The organism is Klebsiella sp. HMSC16C06 (assembly GCF_001808325.1).
Classification (GTDB): domain Bacteria; phylum Pseudomonadota; class Gammaproteobacteria; order Enterobacterales; family Enterobacteriaceae; genus Klebsiella; species Klebsiella variicola.
Genome location: NZ_KV792983.1, coordinates 41,538 through 67,936, shown reverse-complemented (window position 1 = coordinate 67,936; position 26,399 = coordinate 41,538). Strand labels below are relative to the sequence as shown.

The following is a 26,399-nucleotide window of genomic DNA, read 5'->3' as shown; positions in this document are numbered from 1 at the left end:
AAAAGTGCGTGGAACTAAAACGGGTGTGCTTACAATGGATGAAAGGGATAGCTAAGAAAATAGAAGTTGATTACATAGTTCTTTCTAGATTTAAGAATGGTGGGTATGAGACTGAATCTAAATTGATTAAAGTTAAATAGATGGAACCAAATCCAAGGGCCTTGTAATATTTTAGATATATGTCTAATTAATTATGAGGTTAACTATGGAACACACTTTATCTCTCTTACTGTTTACTGTTCTTGGGATGATAGCAGCCAATAAAAATGCAAGAGCTATCATCAAAGATATGATTCTTACTCAGTGGAATCTTATCAAGCCTGATAAGTGAACTTATTAACTTGTTATAGTTATCACTGATGTAGTAGTAATTGGTCAATCTGTTTTATCGATACGATCTAACTTTGTTATTGAAGGAAATGCATATTTACATTATTTTACACCGAACCCATGTCATAATTTTGGTGAATGTTAATAATATGAAAATTAAATTGATGATGATTGCTACAGTTAGTTTGATAACTCTAAGTGGTTGTTCCAGCGATCCTACAAGTATGTGGAATAGTCGTTATAATTTTAAATCTGTTGGTCAAGTAATGGAAATGTGCAACAGTGGCGACAAAGATGCATGTATTGCTGCTGGTCAAATGGGAACATTTGTTAATGGCATGAATGGACTTAATAATGTTACTCAGCAGGGACTACAGCAACAGCAGCCACAACACACAATGACTACCACTACTTGTAACCATTTAGGTACTGGTGTTATTTGTAATTCTAATTAATATCTAAAACCCTTCTCAAATACGCCCCTAGAACGCTCTGTAATCAACCACAGGGCGTTTTCTTTATTAACCCCCTACCCTACCAGAAATATTTAAACATCTCAAAATCGCGTATAAGCAGCCTATGAATTTTCGCACATAATATATAAGAGTTTTATTAACTATTATTTGTTGTCGCTATAGGTCGCCAACTACACTGTAAAACCATCTGTTGTTACACAACCTCATAAAGATTAAGACCAGAAGAAAAGGGCCGCTAAAAGCAGCCCTTATGAATTTATTATTTATTACAGTGTCTGTAGAAGCAATGGACAATTCATTTCATGATAGTATTTTCTTGAAAAATCATTAATTTTATCATTGTTCATACCTTGTTTTTCCCACAATTGAGCCTCTTGTGATGCTACATATTCAGCATAGTTAATAATTTCCTCATCAACATTATAAGAAACATTATTAGCTTTGTTATTGAGTCTCCATTCTTTAAGAGCTGCTTTTCTGAATATATCAACTTCACTTGATGGAATATCATATGTATCTGGTTTCTTACCTAATACTGACATATCACCGTAGAAAGCACAGGAAACATATGCTTGTGCTTTAGTTTCATGATCCATGCTATCAGCCATAGCAGGAACAGCAACCATCATACTTGCTATCAAAATTAAATATTTCATACCACCCCTATCAACTATTTTTATCTTGTCATTAATGAAATTAATGACAGTGTTAGTAATACAAAACCCATCCACATTGTGAAGAACACTGTGCTTATCTCCATTCTATACCATCAATTACATAACAGATAGTTTGTAATGGGAATGTATGAAGATATCTTTTAGTTATACCCGCGCTTTTCTCGTGTCCTACTGTTTGTTGTAGAAGAGCAAGGTTAGATACCCATCCTGCTAAAGCTGTAGTACAGACACTGTGACGAATAGAATGCAATATCCTACTGTAAGCGCACCCCTTCTCTTATTTCCATCTCTATAATTTATATACAGCTATATGTAGTGTTATATACGCTTTGCATCGTACCGATGCTCAGCACATTGTATTAACAATGGCATGTATAATAGATTTATAGCTACGCTATTACTTACTGCTGCCGCATTAAAAATGCGAGGTATAATAGCACCCCGCAATATTATTTAATCAGCCATTTTAGACACAAGATAATTACTAAAGGCGCTACATATCACCAGCATATAACGAGCTTCTTCTAATGTAGGCTCCTCACTATCATCTGTTAACGCGTGACGTATTCCACCCTGGTCACTTGTATACCCATATAGCTGTTGGAATGCTCGTTTCATTGCTGGATGAATATGTCCTTTATCCTCAATAGTTTTAAGGCAATCCCCAAGAGTCCCTTTCTCATTACCAGAGATCTTCTTGCATAATGATTCTATGGCAGAGATAGATTCTTTGATAGAGTTTCTAAAATCAGGCTGTTCTCTATTGGAAAGCAGGAACAGTGCTCTATTAAAATGCGATTTAGAGGCATTAGTTCCATTATTCAATGCATTATCAATGCTACCCACCTCCTCTGGCGAAACAATTGGAGTTATGAGTCCATCAATTATCGTGTACCCTAAACACATCCTCTTGAAAATATTATTGTATGGCTCACTCAAAAAGGGAGCAACACCTATTACATATTCAACAAAATCTAACACCTCATGCCATTCAGCTAACCTAAAAAAGTCCTTCATGTATTCTTTTAAACCTTTATAGCTGCTAGATGGGTATTGAAAAAGAGGTTCTTCGTCAGCAGGAAGATATAAAAAACCGCACCAAAAACTGGACATTATTTTTTCTGCAACATTATCAAAATATTTTTTTGTTAATATTTCTGAATACAGGCAACTCCATAAAGCTGTTCTAGTGTTTTCGTTTATCCCTTCAACCTGAAGTATATCCTCAACTTTAACGTGTCCATATCTTTGAGAGAACGGTCTAGCCATCGCTTATATGCCTTATTGCTGTGTTAATTAAGTAGCGTTTACCGCCAGTTAAGTCCATCAATGATATGACATACGACGGACAGGGGGAAGGTGTGGATATACCTGCGCGTTATGCCTGTCCCCGTCTTCTCATGTCCTACTACTTGCTGCAAGTGAGTGATGTCATTCATCCATCCAGTGGCCGCTGTAACAACGCTATGTCTAAAGCTATGCACTATCCTCCGCTGGTTATGGATGTCTCTGTATGGGATGTTAAGCTCTTCCCAGATATCTGACATCACCTTACCAATCTTAGCCATATTGGTTCCCGCTATTTCACAGAAAAGCTCCGTCTTCTTGCTTGCAGCAAAATCCAGAAAACCTAAATCAATAAGATGGTTATGGAGAGGAACCTCCCTCGCTGCATTCTCAGTTTTTCCGTCCGTAATGAGTAGATAGTGACGATTACTATCATCGTCATATCTCACCTGTGATTTAGTGAGGGTGGCAATCTCTCCCCTTCTTGCTCCTGTATACGCAAGAAGTAGGATAATCCATTTGAGCCATTCAGGCTTGGCCTCTTCGATTGCATAACTGACAAAGCTCTTCATCTCACTATTTGTATAAGCCCCATAGCGAGCGCTAGACGGCGGAGCTATGACACCATCTGTAGGGGAGACTGTAAGTACGTCCTTTTCTTCCACCAAAAATGTTTTAAACAAAGATTTATAAATTTTTAAATGCTTGTGAATCGCCTCCGTCCCTATCAGGTGTTCCTCCGGCACATCACACGCAATGAGCTGTTTTATATTCATAGACCTGTAAGGCTGTATGACTCGTTTAGGGAGGCCTTCTACCACCTCCATCACCTGCTTTATGTCCCTCTTTGTGATGGTAGCTACGGCCCTATCATCTCCAAGTACGGTCAATAACACTTCCATATAGCGCTCATTTGCAGAGTGGATAGCAGCAGTCCAACCCTTCCCCCGCTCATGTTTGTATTGCGACCAAGCTTCTCCTAAATGCAGCCCCTTCTTTTGCTCTATCTGCTTCTCTGGAGGAAGGGAGAGCGGCATAGAGAGCGGGAAAGCTCTAGCTGCCCTTTCAAGCATTCGATTAGTGTTAAGCGCGTTAAGCTGGAGACAGAGAGCTTCTGGAGTTAACTGGCGATTCTTAACCTGAAGGATAAAAGGCATTAAAGCTATCATCAAAACACTGGCCTCACGATGGCTATCAGTGTTCAGAGAGCGCCTAAACATTTTCCCATCTGGAAGGCAAAACTGAATGTAGTAGATAGAGTCCCGAAGGAAGGTATAGCGGATACGTTTGGTAAGCAAAATCAACACTGCCTCTGTTACAGTTCATACAGGAAAATGAACAGAAGCTTATGTAACACAATGAATTATATAAAAAATTAACCCCCTACGCTGGCATTATCCAGATCAGGTGGTACGGGTATTTCTCAGCCTTCAACGAAGAAGGGCACCCCGACTCAAAATAGTGAAATTGTTAAGCGTTGTGGAATTTACCGCAACTCACCGGTTCATACAACAAGCCTTTAGCCCTGCAACGACACCCGCGCGGCCATCATGCTCATCAAGCGACCGGGCGGGATTGCATTCCGCTGCTAGCGGGCGGAAAATGATGACATCATGCGCTATTTAGCCTACCGAGGATATACGCCATGGCCGTTTATCACCATGCGCTGGTACTGATTAACAGCAGTCAGGACGGCGTCCCGCTGCTCGAGCATGCCGCCAGAATGGCAGAAGAGAACGGCATGCGCATCACCATCGCCCACATCAGCACCGACTATCGGGCGCTGAACTATGTTTCCGACAGCCTGCGCGACGATCAGGTTTCACAGGAGGTGATCCAGGCCAAGGCCCTGCTCAACGAGCTGGCCTGCACTGTCTCCCTGCCGGTTGAAACCCTCTCGCTGGTGACCACCCGCCGGTTTGAAGACGTGGAAACCTGCGTTCGGCAGCGGCAGATCGATTTAATTATTGCCGGGCACCATAACCGGCTGCTGGGCGTCCTCTCCTCACATTCGCTGGAGTACATCAATCACTTAACCGCAGACGTGCTGATCAAGCACCTGCCCTAGCGCAATTCTCCCTGCAGCAGGGAAAAACAGGCTTCGATAAGCGGCGGCAGCGCCTGCGGGCCGCGCATCAGGGCCACCGTACGGGTCAGCGCCGGCTGCTGCAGCTGGGCGACCGTAAGAGCCGGGTCCTGCAGATGGGTGGTGTACAGCGCCGGCAGAATCGCCACCGCTAAGCGCGAGCGCACCAGGCCATACAGGGTTTCGATATAGTCCACCTGATAGCGCGTGGTCAGCGTCAGGCGATGGCTCTCCACTAATGCCGCCACCAGCCGTTGAATATTACCCTTCGAGAAGACGGCAATATCCCGCCCCACCAGCTGTTTCCACGGCAAGTGCGCCTGCGCGGCCAGCGGATCGTCACGGTGCAGCACCGCCACAAAGGGATCTTCGCGCAGCGGATAGACCAGCAGTTCAGCAGGCACTGAGCTGTCGATCGCCCCGATGCCGAAATCAATCTCGCCGCGCAGCAGCGCCTGGATAAGCGCATCGTTGGTCTGATCGTGAAATTCAATGCGCAGACGCGGAAAGGCCTGGGCCAGGGTCTGCGGCAGCAATGGAAACAGCAGCGAACTGACCGAGGGCACCAGACCGATACGCACTGTCCCGTCGCCGCCCGCCTCGACGATCTGCTGCATATCGAAAAAGGCCGCCTGCGCTACGCTGAGGATCCGCTGGGCGTGGGGTAAAATCGCCGCCCCCAGTTCAGTCAGGGTGACCGCCGAAGCGGTACGGTTGACCAGCTTGCCGCCGAGCACCGTTTCAATTTGCCGCAGCGCGCTGCTCAGCGCCGGCTGGCTAATCGCCAGCCGACTGGCGGTATCGGTAAAATGGCGCAGCTTGGCCAGGGTGACGAAATACTGAAGCTGTTTAAGAGAGAGCGCGGGCAGACGCTGCCAGGGTTCGTTCATTATCGGGTTCGCTACGGTGGTCCTGCACAATAACCCGAGCTTATCGGGTGATAAATTTATTCATCTGGGCAAACGTTTGCTGTGCCCATAGAGTATCCGCATTATCCTTGTGCCGGAGTGGTTATGTCCAGCAATGCTCAAGTCCGTCGTCGCGCCGTGCAGGCCGCGCGCGGCGAATCCCCGTTTGATCTGCTGCTGGTCGAGGCGCAGATCGTCGATATGGCCACGGGCGAAATTCGCCCCGCTGACGTCGGTATCGTCGGCGAAATGATCGCCAGCGTCCACCCGCGCGGCAGCCGCGCCGACGCCCATGAAGTGCGTTCCCTGGCCGGTGGCTACCTGTCCCCCGGCCTGATGGACACCCACGTGCACCTCGAAAGCTCGCACCTGCCGCCGGAGCGCTACGCGGAAATCGTCCTCACCCAGGGCACCACCGCGGTGTTCTGGGATCCGCATGAGCTGGCCAACGTCCTCGGCGTCGAGGGCGTGCGCTACGCGGTTGACGCCAGCCGCCATCTGCCGCTGCAGGTGATGGTCGCCGCGCCGTCCAGCGTCCCCTCCACGCCAGGTCTCGAAATGTCCGGCGCCGATTTCGCCGGCGCGGAGATGGAGACCATGCTCGGCTGGCCGGAAGTGCGCGGTGTGGCGGAAGTGATGGATATGCACGGCGTGCTGCACGGTAGCGAGCGGATGCAGGAGATTGTCCAGGCCGGTCTCAACAGCGGCAAACTGATTGAAGGCCACGCCCGCGGCCTGAGCGGCGCTGACCTGCAGGCCTACCTCGCCGCCGGCGTCACCTCCGATCATGAACTGACCTCGGCGGACGACGCGCTGGAAAAACTGCGCGCCGGTCTGACGATCGAGATCCGCGGCTCGCACCCCTATCTGCTGCCGGATATCGTCGCGGCGTTAAAAACGCTGCCGCACCTCTCCTCGCAAATCACCGTCTGCACCGATGACGTGCCGCCGGATATGCTGCTGGAGAAAGGCGGGATCATCGCCCTGCTTAACCTGCTGATCGAGCACGGTTTACCGGCGGTCGATGCGCTGCGATTCGCCACCCTCAACGCCGCTATTCGCCTGCAGCGCCACGATCTCGGGCTGATTGCCGCCGGGCGGCGCGCGGATCTGGTGGTGTTTGATTCCCTGGAGAAACTGGTGGCCCGTGAAGTCTACGTTGGTGGGGAACGGCTGGCCCATGCTGGCCGCCTGCTGAAGCCGATCGCCCCCGCGCCGGGCGTGACGCCGCCGCGCGATACTTTGCCGATCGCCCCCCTCCGCGCCGATGACTTTGTTCTGCGCGTCCAGGGCATTCGTCACGGCGTCGCCCGCCTGCGTCATATCCGCGGCGCGCGCTTCACCCAGTGGGGCGAAGTGGAAGTGCAGGTTCGTGACGGGAAAGTCCAGCTGCCCGCCGGCTTCAGTCTGATCTGGGTTAAACACCGCCACGGCCGCCACCAGGCGACACCGCAAATCGCCCTGCTCGAAGGCTGGGGTGAGCTGCGCGGCGCCATCGCCACCAGCTACTCCCACGACTCGCACAATCTGGTGGTGCTCGGGCGCGACGCTGATGATATGGCGCTGGCGGCCAACCAGCTTATCGCCTCCGGCGGCGGGATGGCGCTGGCGCAACAGGGCGAGATCCTTGCCCATGTGGCGATGCCGATTGCCGGCATGCTGTCGGATCTCCCGGCCGCCGAGCTGGCGCGTCAGTTCCGCGAGCTGCGCGATCTGAGCAGCCAAGTCGCCGACTGGGAGCCACCGTACCGGGTCTTCAAGGCCATTGAAGGAACCTGCCTTGCCTGTAACGCCGGGCCGCATTTAACCGATTTGGGTCTGACCGACGGCGGCAGCCGTCAGATAGTCGACCCGTTGATAGCCTGCCGGGAGACCCCGGAGCCAACCGATCACAACAATAATCCTCAGGGAGCCTGAGCATGGCCGATAACACACTTCACTCATCCGCCAGCGCTACCTGGCTGGAGCGCCGCTTTGCGCTGCGCTCGCGCGGCGGTACGCTACGCACTGAATGCCTGGCCGGGATCACCGGCTTTCTCGCCGCCGCCTATTTACTGGTGGTCATCCCGGGGCTGCTGGCGATCGGCGGGATGGACAAAGGCGCCGCCACCACCGGCACCATTCTGGTCTTCGTCGTCGGCTCTCTGCTGATGGCGTTTTATGCCAACCTGCCGTTTATCGTCGGCCCGGGGATTGGCGGCTCGGTGCTGGTGGGAGTGACGCTGGCCGGTAGCGAAGGGATTGGCTGGCAGACTGGCCTCGGGATTGCCTGCTGGTCGGGGATCCTCTTCTTCCTGCTGACCCGCTTTGGCCTGCGCGAAGTGGTCACCCGCTCGGTACCGCAGTCGATCAAGCTGGGGCTCACCGCCTCCATCGGCCTGTTTGTCGCCGTCCTCGGCTTTCGCAATGCCGGGCTGGTGCTGGCCAATGCGAAAACCAACGCGCTGATGCTCGGCGACTTTCTCGCCCCCGGCGCGCTGGTGGCGCTGTGCGGCCTGTTCCTGGCGATAGCCCTGCAGGCGCGTAAGGTTCCGGGCGCGATTTTGTGGGCCATTCTGTGCGCCACGCTGGTGGGCATCCCCTTCGGCGTCACCCATTTGCCGACAAGTTTTATCGACGTTCCCCATTCGCTAACCCCGGTGCTGGGGCAGGTTGACCTGTTGGGGGCGTTAAACATCGCCTTCCTGCCGTTCCTGTTCGTCTTTTTCGCTTCTGAGTTTTTCTCCACCATGGGGACGACGCTGGCGGTGGGCGGCGAGGCGGGGCTGCTGGATGAAGAAGGCAACATGCCGCAGATTAATCGCCCGTTTATGGTCGATTCGATTGCCGCCGCGCTCGGCCCATGGGTGGGCATCCCGGCGGCGACGGCACTGATTGAGTCTTCGGCGGCAGCGGAAGCCGGCGGCAAAACCGGCCTCACCGCCCTGTCGGCGGCGGTAATGTTCCTGCTGATGCTGCTGTTCACGCCGGTGGCGTTGATGATCCCGAAAGAAGCCACCGCCCCGGCGCTGATCCTGATTGGCCTCAACATGTTCAGCGGGCTGCGCAAAGTGGATCTTGGCAACTTCACCGACGGGCTGCCGGTGCTGATGATGGTGATGATCACCCTTATCGCCAACAGCTTCGGCACCGGGATTGCCGGCGGGCTGCTGTTTTACATTGTGATCAAGGCTATCGCCGGCAAGTGGCGGGAAATCCCGATTGGCCTGTGGGTGCTGGCTGTCCCGCTGGTGTATTACTTCGCGACTTTAGTCAGGCATTAAGGCCTTCACAATGTGATTTCACCTCTTCATATAACAAACGCACCGCGGCAGAGAGCTGTTTGCGGTGCGGGCAAATCAGATTCAACGGCACCACATCCCCCTGATAACGCGGCAGCAGGCGCCGCAGGCGCCCCGCCCGCAGATCGTCGCTGACGTCGAGCATCGATTTATAGGCAATGCCCTCCCCGGCCACCGCCAGCCGACGGATCACCTCGGCGTCGTCGCTCATCACCGTGCCGGAGACCTTCTGCTGCTGAACCACACCGTCGAGGCTCAGCGACCAGCGGTCGAACGGACGGCCGCGCAAAATGTAGATCAACGCATTGTGCTGGCTGAGCTCCTCGAGGGTCTGCGGTTCGCCGTGGCGGGCGATCCACTCAGGCGAGGCCACCAGCACCCGACGATTTTCCGGCGCCACCGGCAGCGAGATAAACGAGGCATCGTCGTTATTGCCATAGCGAAACGCGACGTCCACCGGATCTTTAAACACGTCGGTTAGCTGGTCGGAAAAGAGCAACCGCAAACGCAGCGCCGGGTGGCGTTGGCGGAAATCTCGGAACAGGGTCAGGAGCAGGTTACGCCCGAGGTCCGACGGCACGGCAATCTGCAACATGCCGCGAACTTCATCGTCCGGGGTCTGGATCTTCTGCAGACCGGCCTCGAGGGTATCGAGCATCTGAGTGGCGTAGGGCAGCCAGGTTTCCCCCTCCGGCGTCAGGCGCAGGCTGCGGGTCGAACGGGCAAACAGGCGAATATTGAGGATCGTCTCCAGACGCTTAATCGCCGCGCTCACCTGCGCCGGCTGCTGTCCGGCCTCGCGCGCCGCATCGCTAAAACTGCCCAGTGCCGCGGCGCGGACAAATAAGGTCAGATCTTCCAGCCTGAACATGCCGATTCTCCCCTGCTTCAGATTGCTCCCAAAATACGCATCACCGTCGCTGCAACGCAAGCGGCGCAAGACTTGTGCCGTGTTTTGCTTACACTTTTTAAAAATCCAGTGCTTGCCATTTCAGCAACGCATCAGGAATGATACGAGGCTGCTAATTTGAGTCCAGGTAATATTGAGGAAATTATGCGTAAAACAAAAATGATGCTTCTGGGCGTACTTCTTGCCACCGCTGGCGCCAGCTGGACGGCTACTGCCGCGGGGATCGATCAGTATGCGCTGAAAGAGTTCACTGCCGATTTCACCCAGTTTCATATCGGCGACACCGTTCCGGCGATGTACCTCACCCCGGAATACAACATCAAACAGTGGCAGCAGCGTAACCTGCCTGCACCGGACGCCGGCAGCCACTGGACCTACATGGGCGGTAACTACGTGCTGATTACCGATACCGAAGGCAAAATCCTCAAAGTGTACGATGGCGAGATCTTCTATCATCGCTGATCCGCGCAACCTCCACGTCCGCCCCGGCGAGCCAGCGGACTCTCCGGCGCTGCGCCAGATCTTCCTGCGGGCGCGCAGTTTATCGTGGACCTGGCTTCCCGCCGCGGCGTGGCGGCTGGAGGATTTCGATGCCGCCACCGCGGATGAACAACTGTGGGTCGCGGAATGCGACGGCCAGCCGGTGGGCTTTGCCGCCGTATGGACCGCCGATAATTTCCTTCACCATCTGTTTGTCGACCCCGACTGGCAGGGCAAACATATCGGCAGCGCGCTGCTGGCGCAGGTCGAACGGAGCTTTACCGCCAGCGGAACGCTGAAATGCCTGATGGAAAATAAAAACGCCCTGCGCTTCTACCAGCGTCATGGCTGGACCATCGAAGCACAGGGCGCGTCGCCCGAGGGCAGATACTGGCTGATGCGCTCGCCGCGGCCTTAAACGGCGCGGAAGGCAATCTCACCCGGGATCACTTCTCCCTGCCAGTACATCTGGGCCGCCACCCGGCCCGCCAGCTGGCGGTAGATGTCGGTAAATTCGCTGTCCGGACGCGCCACCACCGTCGGCGTGCCGTTATCCAGATCTTCCCGCAGCGTAATATGCAGCGGCAGCTGGCCCAGCAGCTGGGTGTGGTATTTCTCGGCCAGTTTTTGCGCGCCGCCGGTGCCGAAGATAGGCTCGTGGTGCCCGCAGTTGCTGCAGATATGCATGCTCATGTTTTCCACGATCCCCAGCACCGGCACTTCCACTTTCTCGAACATCACGATGCCTTTTTTGGCGTCGATCAGCGCGATGTCCTGCGGCGTGGTGACCACCACCGCGCCGGTCACCGGAATGTTCTGCGCCAGGGTCAGCTGGATGTCGCCGGTGCCCGGCGGCATATCCAGCACCAGGTAATCAAGATCCGGCCACAGGGTCTCCTGCAGCATCTGCATCAGCGCCTTGCTGGCCATCGGACCGCGCCAGACCATAGCGTTGTCGTCAGTCACCAGGTAGCCGATAGAGTTGGTGGCCAGGCCATACTTGATGATCGGCGCCATATGGGTGCCGTCCGGTGAGGTCGGACGGCTGTCTTCGGCGCCCAGCATGGTCGGAATCGACGGACCGTAGATATCGGCATCCAGAATGCCCACCTTCGCCCCTTCCGCCGCCAGGGCCAGCGCCAGGTTTACGGCAGTAGAAGATTTACCGACGCCGCCTTTGCCGGAGCTGATGGCGATAATGTTCTTCACGCCGTTGACCCCTGGCTGGTTTTTCACGCGCTTGAGGGTCGCGATGCTGTGGGTCAGCTTCCAGTCGATGGCCTTCGCGCCGGTGATGCGCAGCAGCTCGGCGCTGCACTGCTCTTTCAGCACTTCGAAGGCGCTGCTCCAGACGAACGGCATCTGCAGCTCAATATGAACGGTATCGTCCAGCCAGGCGACATGGTGCAGCGCCTTGAGGGCGGTGAGATTATGCTTCAGGGTTGGGTGCTGGAAATTGGCCAGCGTCCCGGCGACCATCGCACGTAGGCGCTCAGGGGATTTGGCCTGGGATTGCGAATTCATCCCGACTCCTTTGTTGTTTTGAGATGCTTTCAGTAATCACAGAGTTTATCACAGCTAACGATTATCCATATATGGGCAGCCATTTATGGCGCACCCACAGCCCTTTTGGTAATATCGAAAGCCCTTTTTACAACAGAAGATGTAATGCTCACTATGACTCAAGTCGCGAAGAAAATTCTGGTAACGTGCGCCCTGCCGTACGCCAACGGCTCCATCCACCTCGGCCACATGCTGGAGCACATCCAGGCTGATGTCTGGGTCCGTTACCAGCGAATGCGCGGCCACGAGGTCAACTTCATCTGCGCCGACGACGCTCACGGCACGCCGATCATGCTCAAAGCGCAGCAGCTCGGTATCACTCCGGAGCAGATGATTGGCGAGATGAGTCAGGAGCATCAGACCGATTTTGCCGGCTTCGACATCAGCTATGATAACTATCACTCGACGCACAGCGACGAGAACCGCGAGCTGTCGGAGCTTATCTACACCCGTCTGAAAGAGAACGGTTTTATTAAAAACCGCACCATCTCTCAGCTCTACGATCCGGAAAAAGGCATGTTCCTGCCGGACCGTTTTGTGAAAGGCACCTGTCCGAAGTGCAAATCTCCGGACCAGTATGGCGATAACTGCGAAGTGTGCGGCGCGACCTACAGCCCCACCGAACTTATCGACCCGAAATCGGTGGTCTCCGGCGCTACGCCGGTGATGCGTGACTCCGAGCACTTCTTCTTCGACCTGCCGTCGTTCAGCGAAATGCTGCAGGCGTGGACCCGCAGCGGCGCGCTGCAGGAGCAGGTAGCGAACAAAATGCAGGAGTGGTTCGAATCCGGCCTGCAGCAGTGGGACATCTCCCGCGATGCGCCGTACTTCGGCTTCGAAATTCCCAACGCGCCGGGCAAATATTTCTACGTCTGGCTGGACGCGCCGATCGGCTACATGGGCTCCTTCAAGAACCTGTGCGACAAGCGCGGCGACACCACCAGCTTCGACGAATACTGGAAGAAAGACTCCACGGCCGAGCTGTATCACTTTATCGGCAAGGACATTGTCTACTTCCACAGCCTGTTCTGGCCGGCGATGCTGGAAGGCAGCAACTTCCGTAAGCCGACCAACCTGTTCGTGCACGGCTACGTAACGGTTAACGGCGCGAAGATGTCCAAGTCGCGCGGGACCTTTATCAAGGCCAGCACCTGGTTAAATCATTTCGACGCTGACAGCCTGCGCTACTACTACACCGCCAAGCTCTCCTCGCGCATCGATGACATCGACCTGAACCTGGAAGATTTCGTGCAGCGCGTGAACGCGGATATCGTCAACAAGGTGGTTAACCTCGCCTCACGCAACGCCGGCTTTATCAGCAAGCGTTTCGACGGTGTGCTGGCCGCTGAGCTGGCCGACCCGGCGCTGTATAAAACCTTCACCGACGCGGCAGAAAGCATCGGTGAAGCATGGGACAGCCGCGAGTTCGGTAAGGCAATCCGCGAAATCATGGCCCTCGCCGACGTGGCTAACCGCTACGTCGACGAGCAGGCGCCGTGGGTGGTGGCGAAACAGGAAGGCCGCGACGCCGACCTGCAGGCCATCTGCACCATGGGCCTGAACATGTTCCGCGTGCTGATGACCTGGCTGAAGCCGGTGCTGCCGCAGCTGGCGGCGCGTGCGGAGGCATTCCTCAACAGCGAACTGAGCTGGGATGCCATTCAGCAGCCGCTGCTGGCGCATAAGGTGAATCCGTTCAAGGCGCTGTACAACCGCATCGAGATGAAACAGGTGGAAGCGCTGGTGGAAGCCTCTAAAGAAGAGGTGAAAGCCACCGCGGCGCCGGTCACCGGTCCGCTGGCGGACGATCCGATTCAGGAGACCATCACCTTTGACGATTTCGCCAAAATCGATCTGCGCGTGGCGCTGATTGAAAACGCGGAATTCGTCGAGGGCTCCGACAAGCTGCTGCGCCTGACGCTGGATCTCGGCGGCGAAAAACGTAACGTCTTCTCCGGCATCCGCTCCGCTTACCCGGATCCGCAGCCGCTGATTGGCCGCCTGACGGTGATGGTCGCCAACCTGGCGCCACGCAAAATGCGCTTCGGCATCTCCGAGGGCATGGTGATGGCCGCCGGCCCTGGCGGGAAGGATATCTTCCTGTTAAGCCCTGACGACGGCGCGAAGCCGGGTCAGCAGGTGAAATAACAAAAAAGCCGGAGAGTATCTCCGGCTTTTTTTTGCCCGGCGGCGCTACGTTTGCACGGGCCTACGGGTTTTGTCGGCCGGGTAAGGCGAAGCCGCCACCCGGCTAAACATCACGCCTTCGGGTGATGCACCCGGTGGGTCAACCCGCGCAGGAAGTTGCGCATAAACTGATCCCCGCACTCGCGGTAGTTTTTATGCTCCGGGGCGCGCATCATGGCGGTGATTTCCGGCACCGACACCCGGTATTTCTGCTCGCTCATGATCGCCTGGATATCGTCCGTTTTCAGCGAGAAGGCGATCCGCAGCTTTTTCAGCACCGTGTTGTTATTCACCCGACGCTCCAGCGCCAGCTCCGGCGCCGAATCATCTTTGCCGCGCTTGTCATAGATAAGGCCGTTGAGGAAACCCGACAGGATAATATCCGGGCAGCGGACAAAACCCTCTTCATCCTCTTTCGTCATCCAGGTATCGAAGCTGGCGGCGGTGGATTCCATATCGGCAAGCGCAAGAATGCGCACCATATCGTTATTATTGGCTTTCAGGGTGTAGCGCAGGCTACGAAGAATATCATTACTGAGCATGAGTGCCTTTTACTGTCGATGTTGCAATGGGGCGCAGTGTAGCAGTTTTACAGGCCAATCGCTTCTTTCAGGCTTTTTAAATAGCGCCGGCTCACCGGCACCGTTTGCCCGGCGCGCATCAGCAGCTCCGCCTGGCCGTTCTCTTCCAGGCGAATCTCCTTCAGGTGCGCCATATTCACCAGATACTGGCGATGGCAGCGCAGCAGCGGCGTGCGGCTCTCGAGGGTGCGCAGGGTCAGCTCGGTAAAGCCCTCTTTTCCCTCGCGATCGGTCACGTAGATGCCGCTCATCCGGCTGCTGACGAAGGCCACATCCTCCATCTGCAGCAGCCAGATACGGCTGTGGCCGGTACAGGGAATGTATTTCAGCGTCTGCCGGGCGTCATCCAGCAGCGACACGTCCTGCAGGCTGCGCTCCTGACGCAGGCGGGCCAGGGTTTTCTCCAGCCGCACGGCCTCAATCGGCTTGAGCAGATAGTCAAAAGCGTGCTCCTCAAAGGCTTTCACCGCGTACTCATCAAAAGCGGTGAGAAACACGATATAGGGGCGATGCTCCGGGTCGAGCATCCCGACCATCTCCAGACCGCTGATGCGCGGCATCTGGATGTCGAGAAACAGCACGTCAGGGCGCAGCTTATGTACTGCGCCAATCGCCTCCACCGCGTTGCCGCACTCGCCGACGATCTCGATATCGCGCTGAGTCTCCAGCAAAATACGCAGGTTTTCCCGCGCCAGCGGCTCATCATCGACGATCAATACTCTCAGCATGCATTCTCCTCCAGGGGCAGACGTAGGGTGACACGGGTAAAGCGCTCCGGCTCGCAGGTGACGCTGATGCCGCAGTCGGCGCCAAAACGCGCCCGCAGACGCCTGTCCACCAGATTCATCCCCAGTCCGCTGGCCTGGGGGTTGGCCCGGTACAGCCCGGCGTTATCTTCGATATCCAGCTGCAGCCAGCGATCGTCCTGGCTGGCGCGGATGGTAATTTCGCCGACGCCAAGATGTTGCGATGTACCATGCTTAATGGCGTTCTCCACGATCGGCTGCAGGGTGAAAGCGGGCAGCTGGTGATGCGCCAGCCCCTCGGGCACCGCCATCTGGATCTGCAGGTTAGCCTGGAAGCGAGCCTTCTCAATCTGCAGATAGGCGTTAACATGCTCGATCTCATCGGCAAGCGTGACAATTTCCGTCGGCCGTTTCAGGTTCTTACGAAAGAAGGTCGACAGATACTGCACCAGCTGGCCGGCCTGATCGCTGTCGCGGCGGATCACCGCCTTCAGCGTGTTAAGCGCGTTAAACAGGAAGTGCGGGTTGACCTGGGCGTGCAGGAGCTTGATTTCAGATTGCGTCAGCAGCGCCTTCTGCCGCTCGTACTGTCCGGCGAGGATCTGCGCCGACAGCAGCTGAGCAATCCCCTCCCCGAGGGTGCGGTTGATCGAACTGAACAGGCGGTTTTTCGCCTCATACAGTTTAATGGTGCCTATCACCCGCTGGTTCTCGCCGCGCAGGGGGATCACCAGCGTCGACCCCAGCTTACAGTGCGGATGAATCGAGCAGCGGTAGGGCACCTCGTTGCCATCGGCATACACCACCTCCCCGGTCTCAATCGCCCGTTGCGTATACGAGGAGGAGATAGGCTTGCCCGGCAGATGGTGATCGTCGCCGATGCCGGTAAACGCCAGCAGCTTGTCGCGATCGGTGATCGCCACCGCGCCGATATCCAGCTCCTGGATCAGCACCTGGGCCACCTTCATGCTGTTCTCTTCGTTGAATCCCTGACGCAGGATCCCCTCGGTCGACGCCGCCACCTTCAGCGCCGTGGCGGAAAAGGCGGAGGTGTATTTCTCGAACATCGCCCGTTTATCCAGCAGAATGCGCATAAACAGCGCCGCACCGACGGTATTGGTGACCATCATCGGCGCAGCAATGCTCTGCACCAGATGCAGGGCGTCCTGGAACGGGCGGGCAATCAGCAGAATGATCATCATCTGCACCAGCTCGGCCACGAAGGTGATCGCCCCGGCGGTCAGCGGGCTAAAGACCTTGTCCGGCCGGCCGCGTTTGACCAGCACGCTGTGCACCAGCCCGCCCAGCAGCCCCTCGACGATGGTGGAGACCATGCAGCTTAAGGCGGTCATTCCCCCCAGCGAGTAGCGGTGCAGGCCGCCGGTCAGCCCCACCAGCCCGCCGACCACCGGGCCGCCGAGCAGGCCGCCCATCACGGCGCCGATGGCGCGGGTGTTGGCGATGGAGTCTTCGATATGCAGACCGAAATAGGTCCCCATAATGCAAAAAATGGAGAAGGTGACGTAGCACAGCAGCTTGTGCGGCAGGCGAACGGTGACTTGCATCAGGGGGATAAACAGCCGGGTTTTGCTCATCAACCACGCGATGACCAAAAATACGCACATCTGCTGAAGCAGCAGCAACACCAGATCAAACTCGTACATACCCGCAAACCACACATGCCTGAAAGCGCGTACCATACCCTGCCTGGCGAAAACTTTCTTTGAAGCCCTGCATAAAAATGAAAAATGACGGACAGGATCACACTTTTTTCCGGCGCGTTGCTCAGTAAACGCGGCAAAAACCCCGACGCGGCGCGCTAAACCGCAATTAATGTTTCATTAACACCTGTGCTTCACCGTATAATCCCCCTGTTAACATCAGGAGCCTATTATGAAGCCAGCGAAAATCGCGGTCGTCACCCTCTTCTTACTTATGGCCATCGGCGGGATCAGCGGCGTAATGCTGGCCGGCTATTCCTTTATTGTGCGTGGCGGTGTCGGCTGATCCAGCGGGTCAGACGCTCAAACGCGCGGTCGACGATAATCGCCGCCAGCGCCACCAGCAGCGCCCCCTGAACAATATAGGCGGTATTAAAGCCGCTCAGGCCGATGATGATCGGCGTCCCGAGCGTACTGGCCCCCACCGTCGAAGCAATGGTCGCGGTACCAATATTGACGATGACCGAGGTGCGGATCCCCGCCAGTATCACCGGGGCCGCCAGCGGTAGCTCCACCTTATACAGACGCTGCCAGCCGGTCATTCCCATCCCTTCGGCCACCCCTGACACCCCCGACGGTATCGACCCCAGCCCGGCCAGCGTCCCCTGCAACACCGGCAGTATGCCATACAGCGCGAGGGCGATGAGCGCGGGCAGCCAGCCAAATCCCAGCACCGGCACCGCCATCGCCAGCACCGCCACCGGCGGAAAGGTCTGCCCGATAGCGGCGATGGTCTCCACCAGCGGGCGAAACGCGCTGCCGGCGGGCCGGGTGACCGCCACCCCTGCCCCCAGTCCCACAACCGTTGCCGCGAGACTGGACGCCACCACCAGCCAGCCGTGATCGAGGGTTAGCGCCCAGAAGCTCTCCTGCTGATAGACCGGCCGCGGCAGCTCCGGGAACAGCCGACTGAACAGCGGCGCGCTGTAGGGCAGCCCTACCAGCAGACCGATAAACAGCGCGATAAGCCACCACAGCGGCTCACGAAGCGCCTTCATGGCTCGCCTCCTGGCGCAGCAGATCGGCAAAATGCAGCGTGCCGCAGGGCCTGCCTTCGGCATCGACCACCGGCAGCGCCTCGCAGCGCCGGGCGACAAACTGCGACAGCGCTTCCCGCAGGGTCATGGTGACGGTCAGCCCCTCGCCCGCCAGCCGTTCGCCGGGACGCAAATAGTCCCCCACCTCGCGCAGCGACAGCAGGCGCACGCCCAGCTCGCTGCGGCCAAAAAAGGTCTGCACAAAGCTATTTTTCGGCCGCAGGAGCATCTCCAGCGGCGCCCCCTGCTGGACCACCTCGCCCCCGTCCATCAGCACCAGGTGGTCCGCCAGACGCAGCGCTTCGTCAATATCATGGGTCACCAGCACAATCGTCCGCCCCAGCAGCCGGTGGATGCGCAGCATCTCCTGCTGCAGCGCCTCGCGGGTCACCGGGTCGAGGGCGCCGAAGGGCTCATCCATCAACAGCACCTCCGGATCCGCCGCCAGCGCCCGCGCCACCCCCACCCGCTGCTGCTGGCCGCCGGAGAGCTGATGCGGGTAACGGTCGCGCAGCGTCGCCTCCAGCCCTAACAACGCCATCAGCTCGTCGACCCGGTCGGCGATCCTCGCCCGCGGCCATTTTTGCAACTGCGGTACAGTGGCGATATTCTGCGCCACCGTCCAGTGCGGAAACAGGCCGATGGACTGGATGGCATAGCCCATCCGCCGTCGCAGGGTCAGGACCGGCTGCTGACGGATGTCCTCGCCGGCAAAACGAATAGTGCCCCGGTCCGGCTCCAGCAGGCGGTTGATCATCTTCAGCGTCGTCGACTTGCCCGAGCCGGAGGTCCCCACCAGCACCGAGAAGGCGCCTTCGCGCAGCTCCAGGGTCAGGTCCTTCACCGCCGGGTGGCCGGCAAACACTTTGCTGACCCCTTCAAACTCAATCATTGGCCTCTCCTTTTAGCCAGGCGCCCCACAGGGCGAACAGGGCATCCACCACCACCGCCAGGGCAATGGTCGGCACCACGCCCAGCAGCACCAGATCCAGCGCACTGCTCAGCAGCCCCTGAAACACCAGCGCGCCAAAGCCGCCGGCGCCGATCAGCGCGGCCACTACCGCCATGCCGACGGTTTGCACGCTGACCACCCGCAGGCTGCGCAGCAGCACCGGCATCGCCAGCGGAAGCTGCACCTGACGAAAGCGCTGCCCGGCGCTCATGCCCATCGCCGTCGCGCTCTCCAGGGCGTCCTGCGGCACCTGCTGCAGGCCGGTCACCACCCCGCGCACCAGCGGCAGCAGCGCATACAAAGTCAGGGCGATCAGGGCCGGCGCCATGCCGGTCCCGGAGACGCCCAGCTCGCCCAGCGCCGGGAAATAGCGCGCCAGACCGGCAAGTGGTGCAATCAGCAGGCCGAACAGCGCCACCGACGGGATAGTCTGGATCACATTGAGCACGGTGAAGGCCGGCGCCTGCCAGCGCGGACGTCGCCACAGCCATACCCCCAGCGGCAGGCCAATGAGCAGGCCCGGCAGCAGGGTGCCGAACAGCAAAAGCAGATGCTGGCGCAGGGCGTCGTCAAATACCTCCTGACGGTTGGCATACTCCTTCAGCAGAGAGAGCTGATCGAGCGCCCCGGTAGCAAGCAGGATGATGGGCAACAGCCAGACTTGCGCATTAAGCAGCCAGCGCCACAGCGGCCGGACGGTAAGATGACGGATGGCCTCGCTGGCCAGCAGCAGACAAAGCGCCAGCGACAGCCACAGGCCGCTGCCGGGCGAGGTGCGCGCCAGCGGCGAGCCGTGCCGGGAGAGCTCAAGCGCCGCCTGTCCGCTGCCCCAGATAAGCAGCGGGAAGAGCAGTTCGGCCAGCAGCAGGTGAAGAAGCGGCGCGGCCCTGCCTGGCAACCAGCAAAGCAGCATCCCGGCAAGGACTGCCGCCATCTGAACGCCGGCGAGCCAGGGCATCACCTGCCACAGCCCGCGCCCTTCGCCGGAGAGTAAGCGATTCGGCGCGTAAGTAATAAACGGCAGCGCCAGCGTAACCAGCAGCAGACCTGTCAGCAGCAGGCCGACGCGGTGAGTACAGCGAATGGTCACCGGTGGCTTACTTCAGCAGGCCTTTCTGCTGCAGATAATCTGCCGCCACGCGCTTCGCATCCTGGCCTTCCACCGCAATACGGGCGTTCAACTGCTGCAAGGTTTTTTCATCGAGGCTGGCAAAGACCGGCTTCAGCCAGTCGGCGATCTGCGGATAGGCTTTGAGCACTGCCTCACGCACCACCGGCGTCGGGGCATAAATCGGCTGCACGCCCTGCGGATCGCTCAGCGTCTGTAACCCCAGCGCCGCGACCGGGCCGTCAGTGCCGTAGGCCATCGCCGCGTTTACGCCCGAGGTCTGCTGCGCCGCCGCTTTGATGGTCACCGCCGTATCGCCCCCGGCCAGCGACAGCAGTTGGTTCTGGTTGAGGTTGAAACCATACGCTTTTTCAAACGCCGGCAGCGCGTCCGGGCGCTCAATAAACTCCGCCGAGGCCGCCAGCTTAAATTCGCCGCCCTGCTTCAGGTAGCGACTGAGGTCGGCCAGCGAGGTCAGGTGATTTTTCTCCGCCAGGTCCTGGCGCACGGCGATAGTCCAGGTATTGTTGGCCGGCGCCGGGGTGAGCCATACCAGCTGATGTTTCTCCTGATCGAGGCGCTTCACCTTCTCATAGCCCTGTTGGGCATGCTTCCACGCCGGGTCGTTTTCATCTTTGAAGAAGAAGGCGCCATTGCCGGTATATTCCGGATAGATATCCAGCTCGCCGGCGACAATCGCTCCGCGCACCACCGGCGTGGTGCCGAGCTGGATTTTATTAATCGTTTTTACGCCGTGGCTTTCCAGCACCTGCTGGATCATATTGCCCAGCAGCGCGCCTTCGGTATCAATTTTCGAGCCGACCTTCACCGGCTCCGCCGCCTGCAGCGGTAAACTTATCAGGGCGGCCAGCGCCAGCGCACCGGACCATTTCATTGCCATCTTCATCCCGCGTCCCTCAGTTCTTTTGCGCTTCGCTTACAGAAGCTTAAGAGAAAAGCGTAGTCCATTTGCCAGCGATGCGAAAAAGAAAAGGCCGATTAATCGGCCTTTAACGTGTCACGTTGAGCTTAAGGGCTATTCCTTACAACAGTTCAAACTCGCTCTGCTTCACGCGGGCGGAGTCCACGCCGATAAAGACATTGAATTTGCCCGGCTCAGCAACGTATTTCATCTGCTGGTTCCAGAACTTCAGCGCGTCGACGTCAATCGGGAAGCTGACGGTTTGCGTTTCGCCCGGCTTGAGGTTGACCTTTTTAAAGCCGCGTAGCATTTTCACCGGCCGGCTCATGGAGGCAGTGACGTCCTGCAGATACAGCTGAATGACCGTTGCCCCTTCGCGTTTGCCGGTGTTGGTCACCTGCACGCTGGCGGTCACGCTGCCGTCGCGCGGCAGGGTGGCTGACGACATGGTGACATCGGAGACGCTAAAGGTGGTGTAGCTGAGGCCGTAACCAAACGGATACAGCGGGCCGTTGGCTTCATCGAAGTAACGCGAGGTGTACTTGTTCGGTTTCTCCGGATTATACGGCCGGCCGGTATTCAGGTGGCTGTAGTAGGTTGGGATCTGCCCCACCGAGCGCGGGAAAGACATCGGCAGTTTGCCCGACGGGTTATAGTCGCCAAACAGCACGTCGGCGATGGCGTGACCGCCTTCAGTGCCGGCAAACCAGGTCTCCAGCAGCGCATCGGCTTGCTGATCCTCTTTCACCAGCGCCAGCGGACGGCCGTTCATCAGCACCAGCACCAGCGGTTTGCCGGTGGCTTTGAGGGCGGCAATCAGATTGCGCTGGCTCTGCGGCAGGGTGATGTCGGTCCGGCTGGAGGCCTCATGCGCCATGCCCTGCGCTTCGCCCACCACGGCAACCACCACGTCGGATTGCTTCGCCGCCGCGACGGCTTCGTCGATCATTTCCTGCGGCGAGCGCGGGTCAACCTGCACCGCGTTCTCATACAGGTTAAGGAAATCGACGATGCCTTTATCGTCAGTGACGTTCGCCCCTTTGGCGTAAATCACTTTACCGTTATCACCCAGCGCTTCTTTGATGCCGGTCAGGACGGTCACCGACTGGTCGGCCACCCCGGCCGCGGACCAACTGCCCATCATGTCGCGTTTGCTGTCCGCCAGCGTGCCAATCACCGCGATGGTGCCGGATTTTTTCAGCGGCAGCGTATCGAGACGGTTTTTCAGCAGTACCAGGCTTTCGCGGGCCACTTCGCGCGCCTCTTTGCGATGCAGGCGGCTTTCCGCGTTGGTGTCCTGCGGGTCAGAATCTTTTGGTCCCAGGTGGCTGTAAGGATCGTTGAACAGCCCCATGTCATATTTGACGTTGAGCACATGACGGGTGGCGTCATCCAGCTCGGCCATGGTCACCTTGCCAGACTTCACCAGCCCCGGCAGGTACTTGCTGTAATACTCGTCACTCATGCTCATGTTGATGCCGGACTTAAGCGCCACGCGCACCGCGTCTTCCGGGTCGGAGGCCACGCCGTGCTTAATCAACTCTTTGATGGCGCCGTGGTCGGAGACCGTGATGCCTTTAAAGCCCCACTGGTCGCGCAGGACGTCTTTCAGCAGCCAGGAATCAGCAGTCGCCGGGGTGCCGTTCAGCGAGTTCAGGGCCACCATCACCGCGCCGCTGCCGGCATCAAGCCCGGCTTTGTACGGCGGCATATAGTCGTTGAACAGGCGCTGCGGGCTCATGTCGACCGTGTTGTACTCTTTCCCGCCCTCCACCGCGCCGTAGGCGGCGAAGTGCTTGACGCTGGTCATCACCGAATAGCGATCCGCCGGGCTCTTGCCCTGCATCGACTCCACCATCGCCTGGCCCATCATCGTGGTCAGATACGTGTCTTCCCCGAACCCTTCGGAAGCGCGTCCCCAGCGCGGGTCGCGGGAGACGTCGACCATCGGCGCCCAGGTCATGTTCAGGCCGTCATCGGCGGCTTCATAAGCTGACACGCGGCCCACGGTCTTCACGGCGTCAAGGTTAAACGATGAGGCCAGGCCGAGGCTTATCGGGAACACGGTGCGCTGACCGTGCAGCACATCGTAGGCAAAGAACAATGGGATCTTCAGGCGGCTAAGCTGCATCACCTGATCCTGCATCACGCGGATATCCGGCCGGGTGACGGTGTTAAAAATCGCCCCCACCTGACCGTTTTTGATCATTTCGCGGATCGCCTCTTTCGGGTTATCCGGGCCAACGCTTATCAGACGCAGCTGGCCGATTTTCTCGTCTACCGTCATTTTTTTCAGCAGATCGGTGACAAAGGCATCCCGCGCCTGCGGGGTCAGAGGGTGGTTACCAAACAGTTCATCCGCCAGCGCGGGTTGCAGCGCCAGACTCACGGCGACGCCTACAGTGCAGAGCCATTTCATTGTTATCTCGCTTTTTCTCAGACGGGGACTCGGTAAAACATAATAAAAACCGCAGTTTGCCATATATATAAACAACGCGCCCGCAGAATGCTAAGGTTCTTCTCTGATTTTTGCGAAACATTCATGCATCAAATTGTCATACAAAGCGCTATGCTTATCCTCGATATTTCGCGCACCACCACAAGGAGTGGAACATGTCATCTGCACCCACTAATACCCATAAAACGTTTCTGGCGGATCTGGCGCGCCTGGTTGGCCCTTCGCATCTGCTGACCGACCCGGCAAAAACCCAACGCTACCGCAAAGGCTTCCGCTCCGGTCAGGGCGAGGCGCTGGCGGTTGTCTTTCCCGGCACCCTGCTGGAACTCTGGCGCGTGCTTAACGCCTGCGTAGACGCCGATAAAATTATTCTGATGCAGGCGGCCAACACCGGCCTGACCGAAGGTTCGACCCCCAACGGCAATGATTACGATCGCGAGATCGTGATTATCAGCACTCTGCGCCTGGATAAACTGCATCTGCTGGACAAAGGCGAGCAGGTGCTGGCCTGGCCCGGCACTACCCTCTATTCGCTGGAAAAAGCGCTCAAACCGCTGGGTCGCGAGCCGCACTCAGTGATCGGCTCGTCATGCATCGGCGCATCGGTGATCGGCGGGATCTGCAACAACTCCGGCGGTTCGCTGGTGCAGCGCGGGCCCGCCTATACCGAAATGTCGCTGTTCGCGCAGATTGACGCCGACGGCAAGCTGAAGCTGGTCAACCATCTGGGCATTGATCTCGGCAGCACGCCGGAGCAGATCCTCAGCCGCCTCGACGACGAGCGCATCAGCGATAGCGATGTGCTGCACGACGGCCGCCACGCCCACGATCACGACTATGTGACCCGCGTGCGCGATGTCGATGCCGACACCCCGGCGCGCTACAACGCCGACCCGGACCGCCTGTTCGAATCCTCCGGCTGCGCCGGCAAGCTGGCGGTTTTCGCCGCGCGTCTGGATACCTTCCCGGCGGAAAAACGCCAGCAGGTGTTTTACATTGGCACCAACCAGCCGCAGGTATTGACCGAGATCCGCCGCCATATCCTCGCCGAGTTCCAGCATCTGCCGGTGGCCGGGGAATATATGCACCGCGATATTTACGATATCGCCGAGAAGTATGGCAAAGACACCTTCCTGATGATCGACAAGCTCGGCACCGACAAAATGCCGTTCTTCTTCACCATGAAGGGGCGCACCGACGCGATGCTGGAGAAAGTCTCGCTGTTTAAGCCGCACTTTACCGACCGCTTTATGCAGAAGCTCGGCCACGTCTTCCCGGCGCACTTACCGGAGCGGATGAAAACCTGGCGTGATAAATATGAACATCATCTGCTGCTGAAGATGGCCGGGGATGGCATCGAAGAAGCGCAGCGCTGGCTGACGGAATACTTCCAGCAGGCCGAGGGGGATTTCTTCGCCTGTACGCCGGAGGAAGGCAGCAAGGCGTTTCTGCACCGCTTTGCCGCCGCCGGCGCGGCCATCCGCTATCAGGCGGTGCATGCTGACGAAGTGGAAGATATTCTGGCGCTGGATATCGCCTTGCGCCGCAACGATACCGAGTGGTTCGAACATCTGCCGCCGGAGATCGACAGCCAGCTGGTGCATAAGCTCTACTATGGCCACTTTATGTGCCATGTGTTCCATCAGGATTACATCGTCAAGAAAGGAGTCGACGCCCACGCTCTGAAAGAGCAGATGCTGGCGTTGCTGAAAGCGCGCGGCGCCCAGTACCCGGCGGAGCATAACGTGGGTCATCTGTATGAGGCCCCGGAGAGCCTGCAGCAGTTCTATCGCCAGAACGATCCGACCAACAGCATGAACCCGGGGATTGGTAAAACCAGTAAGCAGAAATACTGGGGTGAAGCGGCACCAACGCCGGTCTCCCCGGCGGATCCGCAATAATCAGCGGCAGGACTATTCAGCCTGGCGCTTCTGTATTACGCTGCACGCCGGAGAATGTCTCTCCGGCAGATTCAGGAGCGCCGCCATGCCCGCAGAGGCCCCGTTACTCGACAGTGATTTAGAAATTCGTGAAGCGCTGCCCGACGATGCGCACGCCATCGCCGCGCTGTATGTCTGGCACGTGCTCAATGGCCGCGCTTCCTTTGAAGAGATCCCCCCTACCGTTGACGAAATGCGTAAACGGATCAAAACCGTCCGCGATAACGGGCTGCCCTGGCTGGTGGCGCTGTGGCGCGGCGCCATCGTCGGCTACTGCTACGCCACCTTCTATCGGCCTCGTCCGGCCTATCGTTACACGCTTGAGGAATCGATCTACGTGGAATCCGGGATGGGCGGGCGCGGCATCGGCAGCGCGTTGCTGTCGCGGCTGATCGCCGAATGCGAGAAAGGCCCGTGGCGGCAGATGCTGGCGATCATCGGTGATGGCCATAACAATGCCGGTTCGCTGGCGATCCATAAAAAGTTTGGTTTTACCGTGGCGGGTCAACTGCGCAGCGTGGGCTACAAAATGGGCGACTGGCGAGATACGTTGATTATGCAGCGCGCGCTGGGTGACGGCGACTGGACGCTGCCGGAGTGATATCCGGCGTCAAATCCCCGGCTCGCGGCGTAAACGCCTTAGCCGGGCTACCGTTCAGCGAGGTTCCGGAGAGGCGTCAGCCGCCATCCTGCACAAACACCGGCACTCGGCCTGATTGCCCGGCGGCGCTGCGCTTGCCGGGCCTACG

At 57.6% G+C, this 26,399-nt stretch carries 24 protein-coding genes, 1 pseudogene and 1 riboswitch; of the genes and pseudogenes, 10 read left to right on the top strand and 15 right to left on the bottom strand.

What is annotated here, in order from left to right; genetic code table 11:
* The first annotated feature begins 479 nt into the window (after window positions 1–479).
* Entirely contained in the window at window positions 480–785 is a 306-nt protein-coding gene (locus HMPREF3142_RS27265) for a hypothetical protein (RefSeq protein ID WP_077270014.1), read from the top strand.
* A 287-nt stretch (window positions 786–1,072) separates the two neighbouring features.
* Here the strand turns inward: HMPREF3142_RS27265 and HMPREF3142_RS02000 are convergent, their stop codons facing one another.
* From HMPREF3142_RS02000 to HMPREF3142_RS01990, 4 genes and pseudogenes are all read right to left on the bottom strand, one after another.
* Window positions 1,073–1,462, bottom strand: a complete 390-nt coding sequence (locus tag HMPREF3142_RS02000; RefSeq protein ID WP_141751812.1) for a hypothetical protein — start codon at window positions 1,460–1,462, stop codon at window positions 1,073–1,075.
* Window positions 1,463–1,556: 94 nt separating this feature from the next.
* Window positions 1,557–1,739, bottom strand: a pseudogene (locus tag HMPREF3142_RS29705) (integrase); the annotation flags it as partial.
* 197 nt (window positions 1,740–1,936) lie between these two features.
* A complete protein-coding gene (locus tag HMPREF3142_RS01995) occupies window positions 1,937–2,752 on the bottom strand; it encodes an AbiJ-NTD4 domain-containing protein (protein WP_070611448.1) in 816 nt (271 codons plus the stop codon).
* A 38-nt stretch (window positions 2,753–2,790) separates the two neighbouring features.
* The gene (locus HMPREF3142_RS01990; protein ID WP_070611493.1) at window positions 2,791–4,068 is read right to left on the bottom strand and encodes a tyrosine-type recombinase/integrase; all 1,278 of its coding nucleotides are present in this window, start codon (window positions 4,066–4,068) and stop codon (window positions 2,791–2,793) included.
* A gap of 65 nt (window positions 4,069–4,133) precedes the next feature.
* A riboswitch (TPP riboswitch) is annotated at window positions 4,134–4,231 on the bottom strand.
* A 184-nt stretch (window positions 4,232–4,415) separates the two neighbouring features.
* Between HMPREF3142_RS01990 and HMPREF3142_RS01985 the strand changes: the two genes are divergently transcribed.
* Window positions 4,416–4,838 (top strand): universal stress protein, encoded by a 423-nt coding sequence (locus HMPREF3142_RS01985; RefSeq protein WP_012541051.1) that lies wholly within the window; start codon window positions 4,416–4,418, stop codon window positions 4,836–4,838.
* Here HMPREF3142_RS01985 and HMPREF3142_RS01980 read toward each other — a convergent pair.
* A complete protein-coding gene (locus tag HMPREF3142_RS01980) occupies window positions 4,835–5,749 on the bottom strand; it encodes a LysR family transcriptional regulator (RefSeq protein ID WP_176747601.1) in 915 nt (304 codons plus the stop codon). The two genes, HMPREF3142_RS01985 and HMPREF3142_RS01980, sit on opposite strands and share 4 nt — an antisense overlap.
* Before the next feature lie 120 nt (window positions 5,750–5,869).
* Between HMPREF3142_RS01980 and HMPREF3142_RS01975 the strand changes: the two genes are divergently transcribed.
* Complete coding sequence (locus HMPREF3142_RS01975) at window positions 5,870–7,681, top strand: adenine deaminase (RefSeq protein WP_032730816.1); 1,812 nt, start codon at window positions 5,870–5,872, stop codon at window positions 7,679–7,681.
* Window positions 7,682–7,683: 2 nt separating this feature from the next.
* On the top strand, window positions 7,684–9,027 hold the full coding sequence (locus HMPREF3142_RS01970) for an NCS2 family permease (RefSeq protein ID WP_070611444.1): 1,344 nt from the start codon (window positions 7,684–7,686) through the stop codon (window positions 9,025–9,027).
* Here the strand turns inward: HMPREF3142_RS01970 and HMPREF3142_RS01965 are convergent.
* Window positions 9,017–9,916, bottom strand: a complete 900-nt coding sequence (locus tag HMPREF3142_RS01965; protein WP_008804056.1) for a LysR family transcriptional regulator — start codon at window positions 9,914–9,916, stop codon at window positions 9,017–9,019. The two genes, HMPREF3142_RS01970 and HMPREF3142_RS01965, sit on opposite strands and share 11 nt — an antisense overlap.
* Before the next feature lie 183 nt (window positions 9,917–10,099).
* Between HMPREF3142_RS01965 and HMPREF3142_RS01960 the strand changes: the two genes are divergently transcribed.
* Both HMPREF3142_RS01960 and HMPREF3142_RS01955 read left to right on the top strand, forming a co-directional pair.
* Window positions 10,100–10,417 (top strand): RcnB family protein, encoded by a 318-nt coding sequence (locus tag HMPREF3142_RS01960; RefSeq protein ID WP_002912749.1) that lies wholly within the window; start codon window positions 10,100–10,102, stop codon window positions 10,415–10,417.
* Entirely contained in the window at window positions 10,392–10,853 is a 462-nt protein-coding gene (locus HMPREF3142_RS01955) for a GNAT family N-acetyltransferase (protein ID WP_008804055.1), read from the top strand. The genes HMPREF3142_RS01960 and HMPREF3142_RS01955 overlap by 26 nt, the downstream gene beginning before the upstream one ends.
* On the opposite strand, the gene apbC is transcribed toward HMPREF3142_RS01955, so the two are convergent.
* Window positions 10,850–11,959: an iron-sulfur cluster carrier protein ApbC gene (gene apbC, locus HMPREF3142_RS01950; RefSeq protein WP_008804054.1), complete on the bottom strand. Its 1,110-nt coding sequence runs from the start codon at window positions 11,957–11,959 to the stop codon at window positions 10,850–10,852. The genes HMPREF3142_RS01955 and apbC overlap by 4 nt on opposite strands.
* A gap of 153 nt (window positions 11,960–12,112) precedes the next feature.
* Between apbC and metG the strand changes: the two genes are divergently transcribed.
* The gene (metG, locus tag HMPREF3142_RS01945) at window positions 12,113–14,146 is read left to right on the top strand and encodes a methionine--tRNA ligase (protein ID WP_032755705.1); all 2,034 of its coding nucleotides are present in this window, start codon (window positions 12,113–12,115) and stop codon (window positions 14,144–14,146) included.
* A 110-nt stretch (window positions 14,147–14,256) separates the two neighbouring features.
* On the opposite strand, the gene HMPREF3142_RS01940 is transcribed toward metG, so the two are convergent.
* From HMPREF3142_RS01940 to HMPREF3142_RS01930, 3 genes are read right to left on the bottom strand one after another with little or no spacing between them, the layout of a single operon-like run.
* Window positions 14,257–14,727, bottom strand: a complete 471-nt coding sequence (locus HMPREF3142_RS01940; protein ID WP_008804053.1) for a YehS family protein — start codon at window positions 14,725–14,727, stop codon at window positions 14,257–14,259.
* 47 nt (window positions 14,728–14,774) lie between these two features.
* Window positions 14,775–15,494, bottom strand: coding sequence for a two-component system response regulator BtsR (gene btsR, locus HMPREF3142_RS01935; protein ID WP_008804052.1), 720 nt, complete (start codon window positions 15,492–15,494; stop codon window positions 14,775–14,777).
* On the bottom strand, window positions 15,488–17,176 hold the full coding sequence (locus tag HMPREF3142_RS01930; RefSeq protein ID WP_002912760.1) for a sensor histidine kinase: 1,689 nt from the start codon (window positions 17,174–17,176) through the stop codon (window positions 15,488–15,490). The genes btsR and HMPREF3142_RS01930 overlap by 7 nt, the downstream gene beginning before the upstream one ends.
* A gap of 229 nt (window positions 17,177–17,405) precedes the next feature.
* On the opposite strand from HMPREF3142_RS01930, the gene HMPREF3142_RS27255 reads away from it, so the two are divergent.
* Window positions 17,406–17,519 (top strand): protein YohO, encoded by a 114-nt coding sequence (locus HMPREF3142_RS27255; RefSeq protein WP_002912762.1) that lies wholly within the window; start codon window positions 17,406–17,408, stop codon window positions 17,517–17,519.
* Here HMPREF3142_RS27255 and HMPREF3142_RS01925 read toward each other — a convergent pair.
* The 5 genes from HMPREF3142_RS01925 to bglX form a co-directional block, all read right to left on the bottom strand.
* Entirely contained in the window at window positions 17,494–18,231 is a 738-nt protein-coding gene (locus HMPREF3142_RS01925; RefSeq protein WP_022064807.1) for an ABC transporter permease, read from the bottom strand. The genes HMPREF3142_RS27255 and HMPREF3142_RS01925 overlap by 26 nt on opposite strands.
* Window positions 18,215–19,162, bottom strand: a complete 948-nt coding sequence (locus tag HMPREF3142_RS01920) for an ABC transporter ATP-binding protein (protein WP_008804050.1) — start codon at window positions 19,160–19,162, stop codon at window positions 18,215–18,217. Before HMPREF3142_RS01920 ends, HMPREF3142_RS01925 begins: the two co-directional genes overlap by 17 nt.
* Window positions 19,155–20,312 carry an ABC transporter permease gene (locus tag HMPREF3142_RS01915; protein WP_022064808.1) on the bottom strand — a complete coding sequence of 386 codons (1,158 nt, stop codon included), beginning with the start codon at window positions 20,310–20,312 and terminating at the stop codon, window positions 19,155–19,157. The genes HMPREF3142_RS01920 and HMPREF3142_RS01915 overlap by 8 nt, the downstream gene beginning before the upstream one ends.
* 7 nt (window positions 20,313–20,319) lie before the next feature.
* Entirely contained in the window at window positions 20,320–21,237 is a 918-nt protein-coding gene (locus HMPREF3142_RS01910; protein WP_008804048.1) for a glycine betaine ABC transporter substrate-binding protein OsmF, read from the bottom strand.
* A gap of 136 nt (window positions 21,238–21,373) precedes the next feature.
* Window positions 21,374–23,671, bottom strand: a complete 2,298-nt coding sequence (gene bglX, locus HMPREF3142_RS01905; RefSeq protein ID WP_023340540.1) for a beta-glucosidase BglX — start codon at window positions 23,669–23,671, stop codon at window positions 21,374–21,376.
* 194 nt (window positions 23,672–23,865) lie between these two features.
* On the opposite strand from bglX, the gene dld reads away from it, so the two are divergent.
* Both dld and HMPREF3142_RS01895 read left to right on the top strand, forming a co-directional pair.
* Complete coding sequence (gene dld / locus HMPREF3142_RS01900) at window positions 23,866–25,611, top strand: D-lactate dehydrogenase (protein ID WP_008804046.1); 1,746 nt, start codon at window positions 23,866–23,868, stop codon at window positions 25,609–25,611.
* An 85-nt stretch (window positions 25,612–25,696) separates the two neighbouring features.
* A complete protein-coding gene (locus tag HMPREF3142_RS01895) occupies window positions 25,697–26,251 on the top strand; it encodes a GNAT family N-acetyltransferase (RefSeq protein WP_008804045.1) in 555 nt (184 codons plus the stop codon).
* Window positions 26,252–26,399 lie beyond the last annotated feature (148 nt).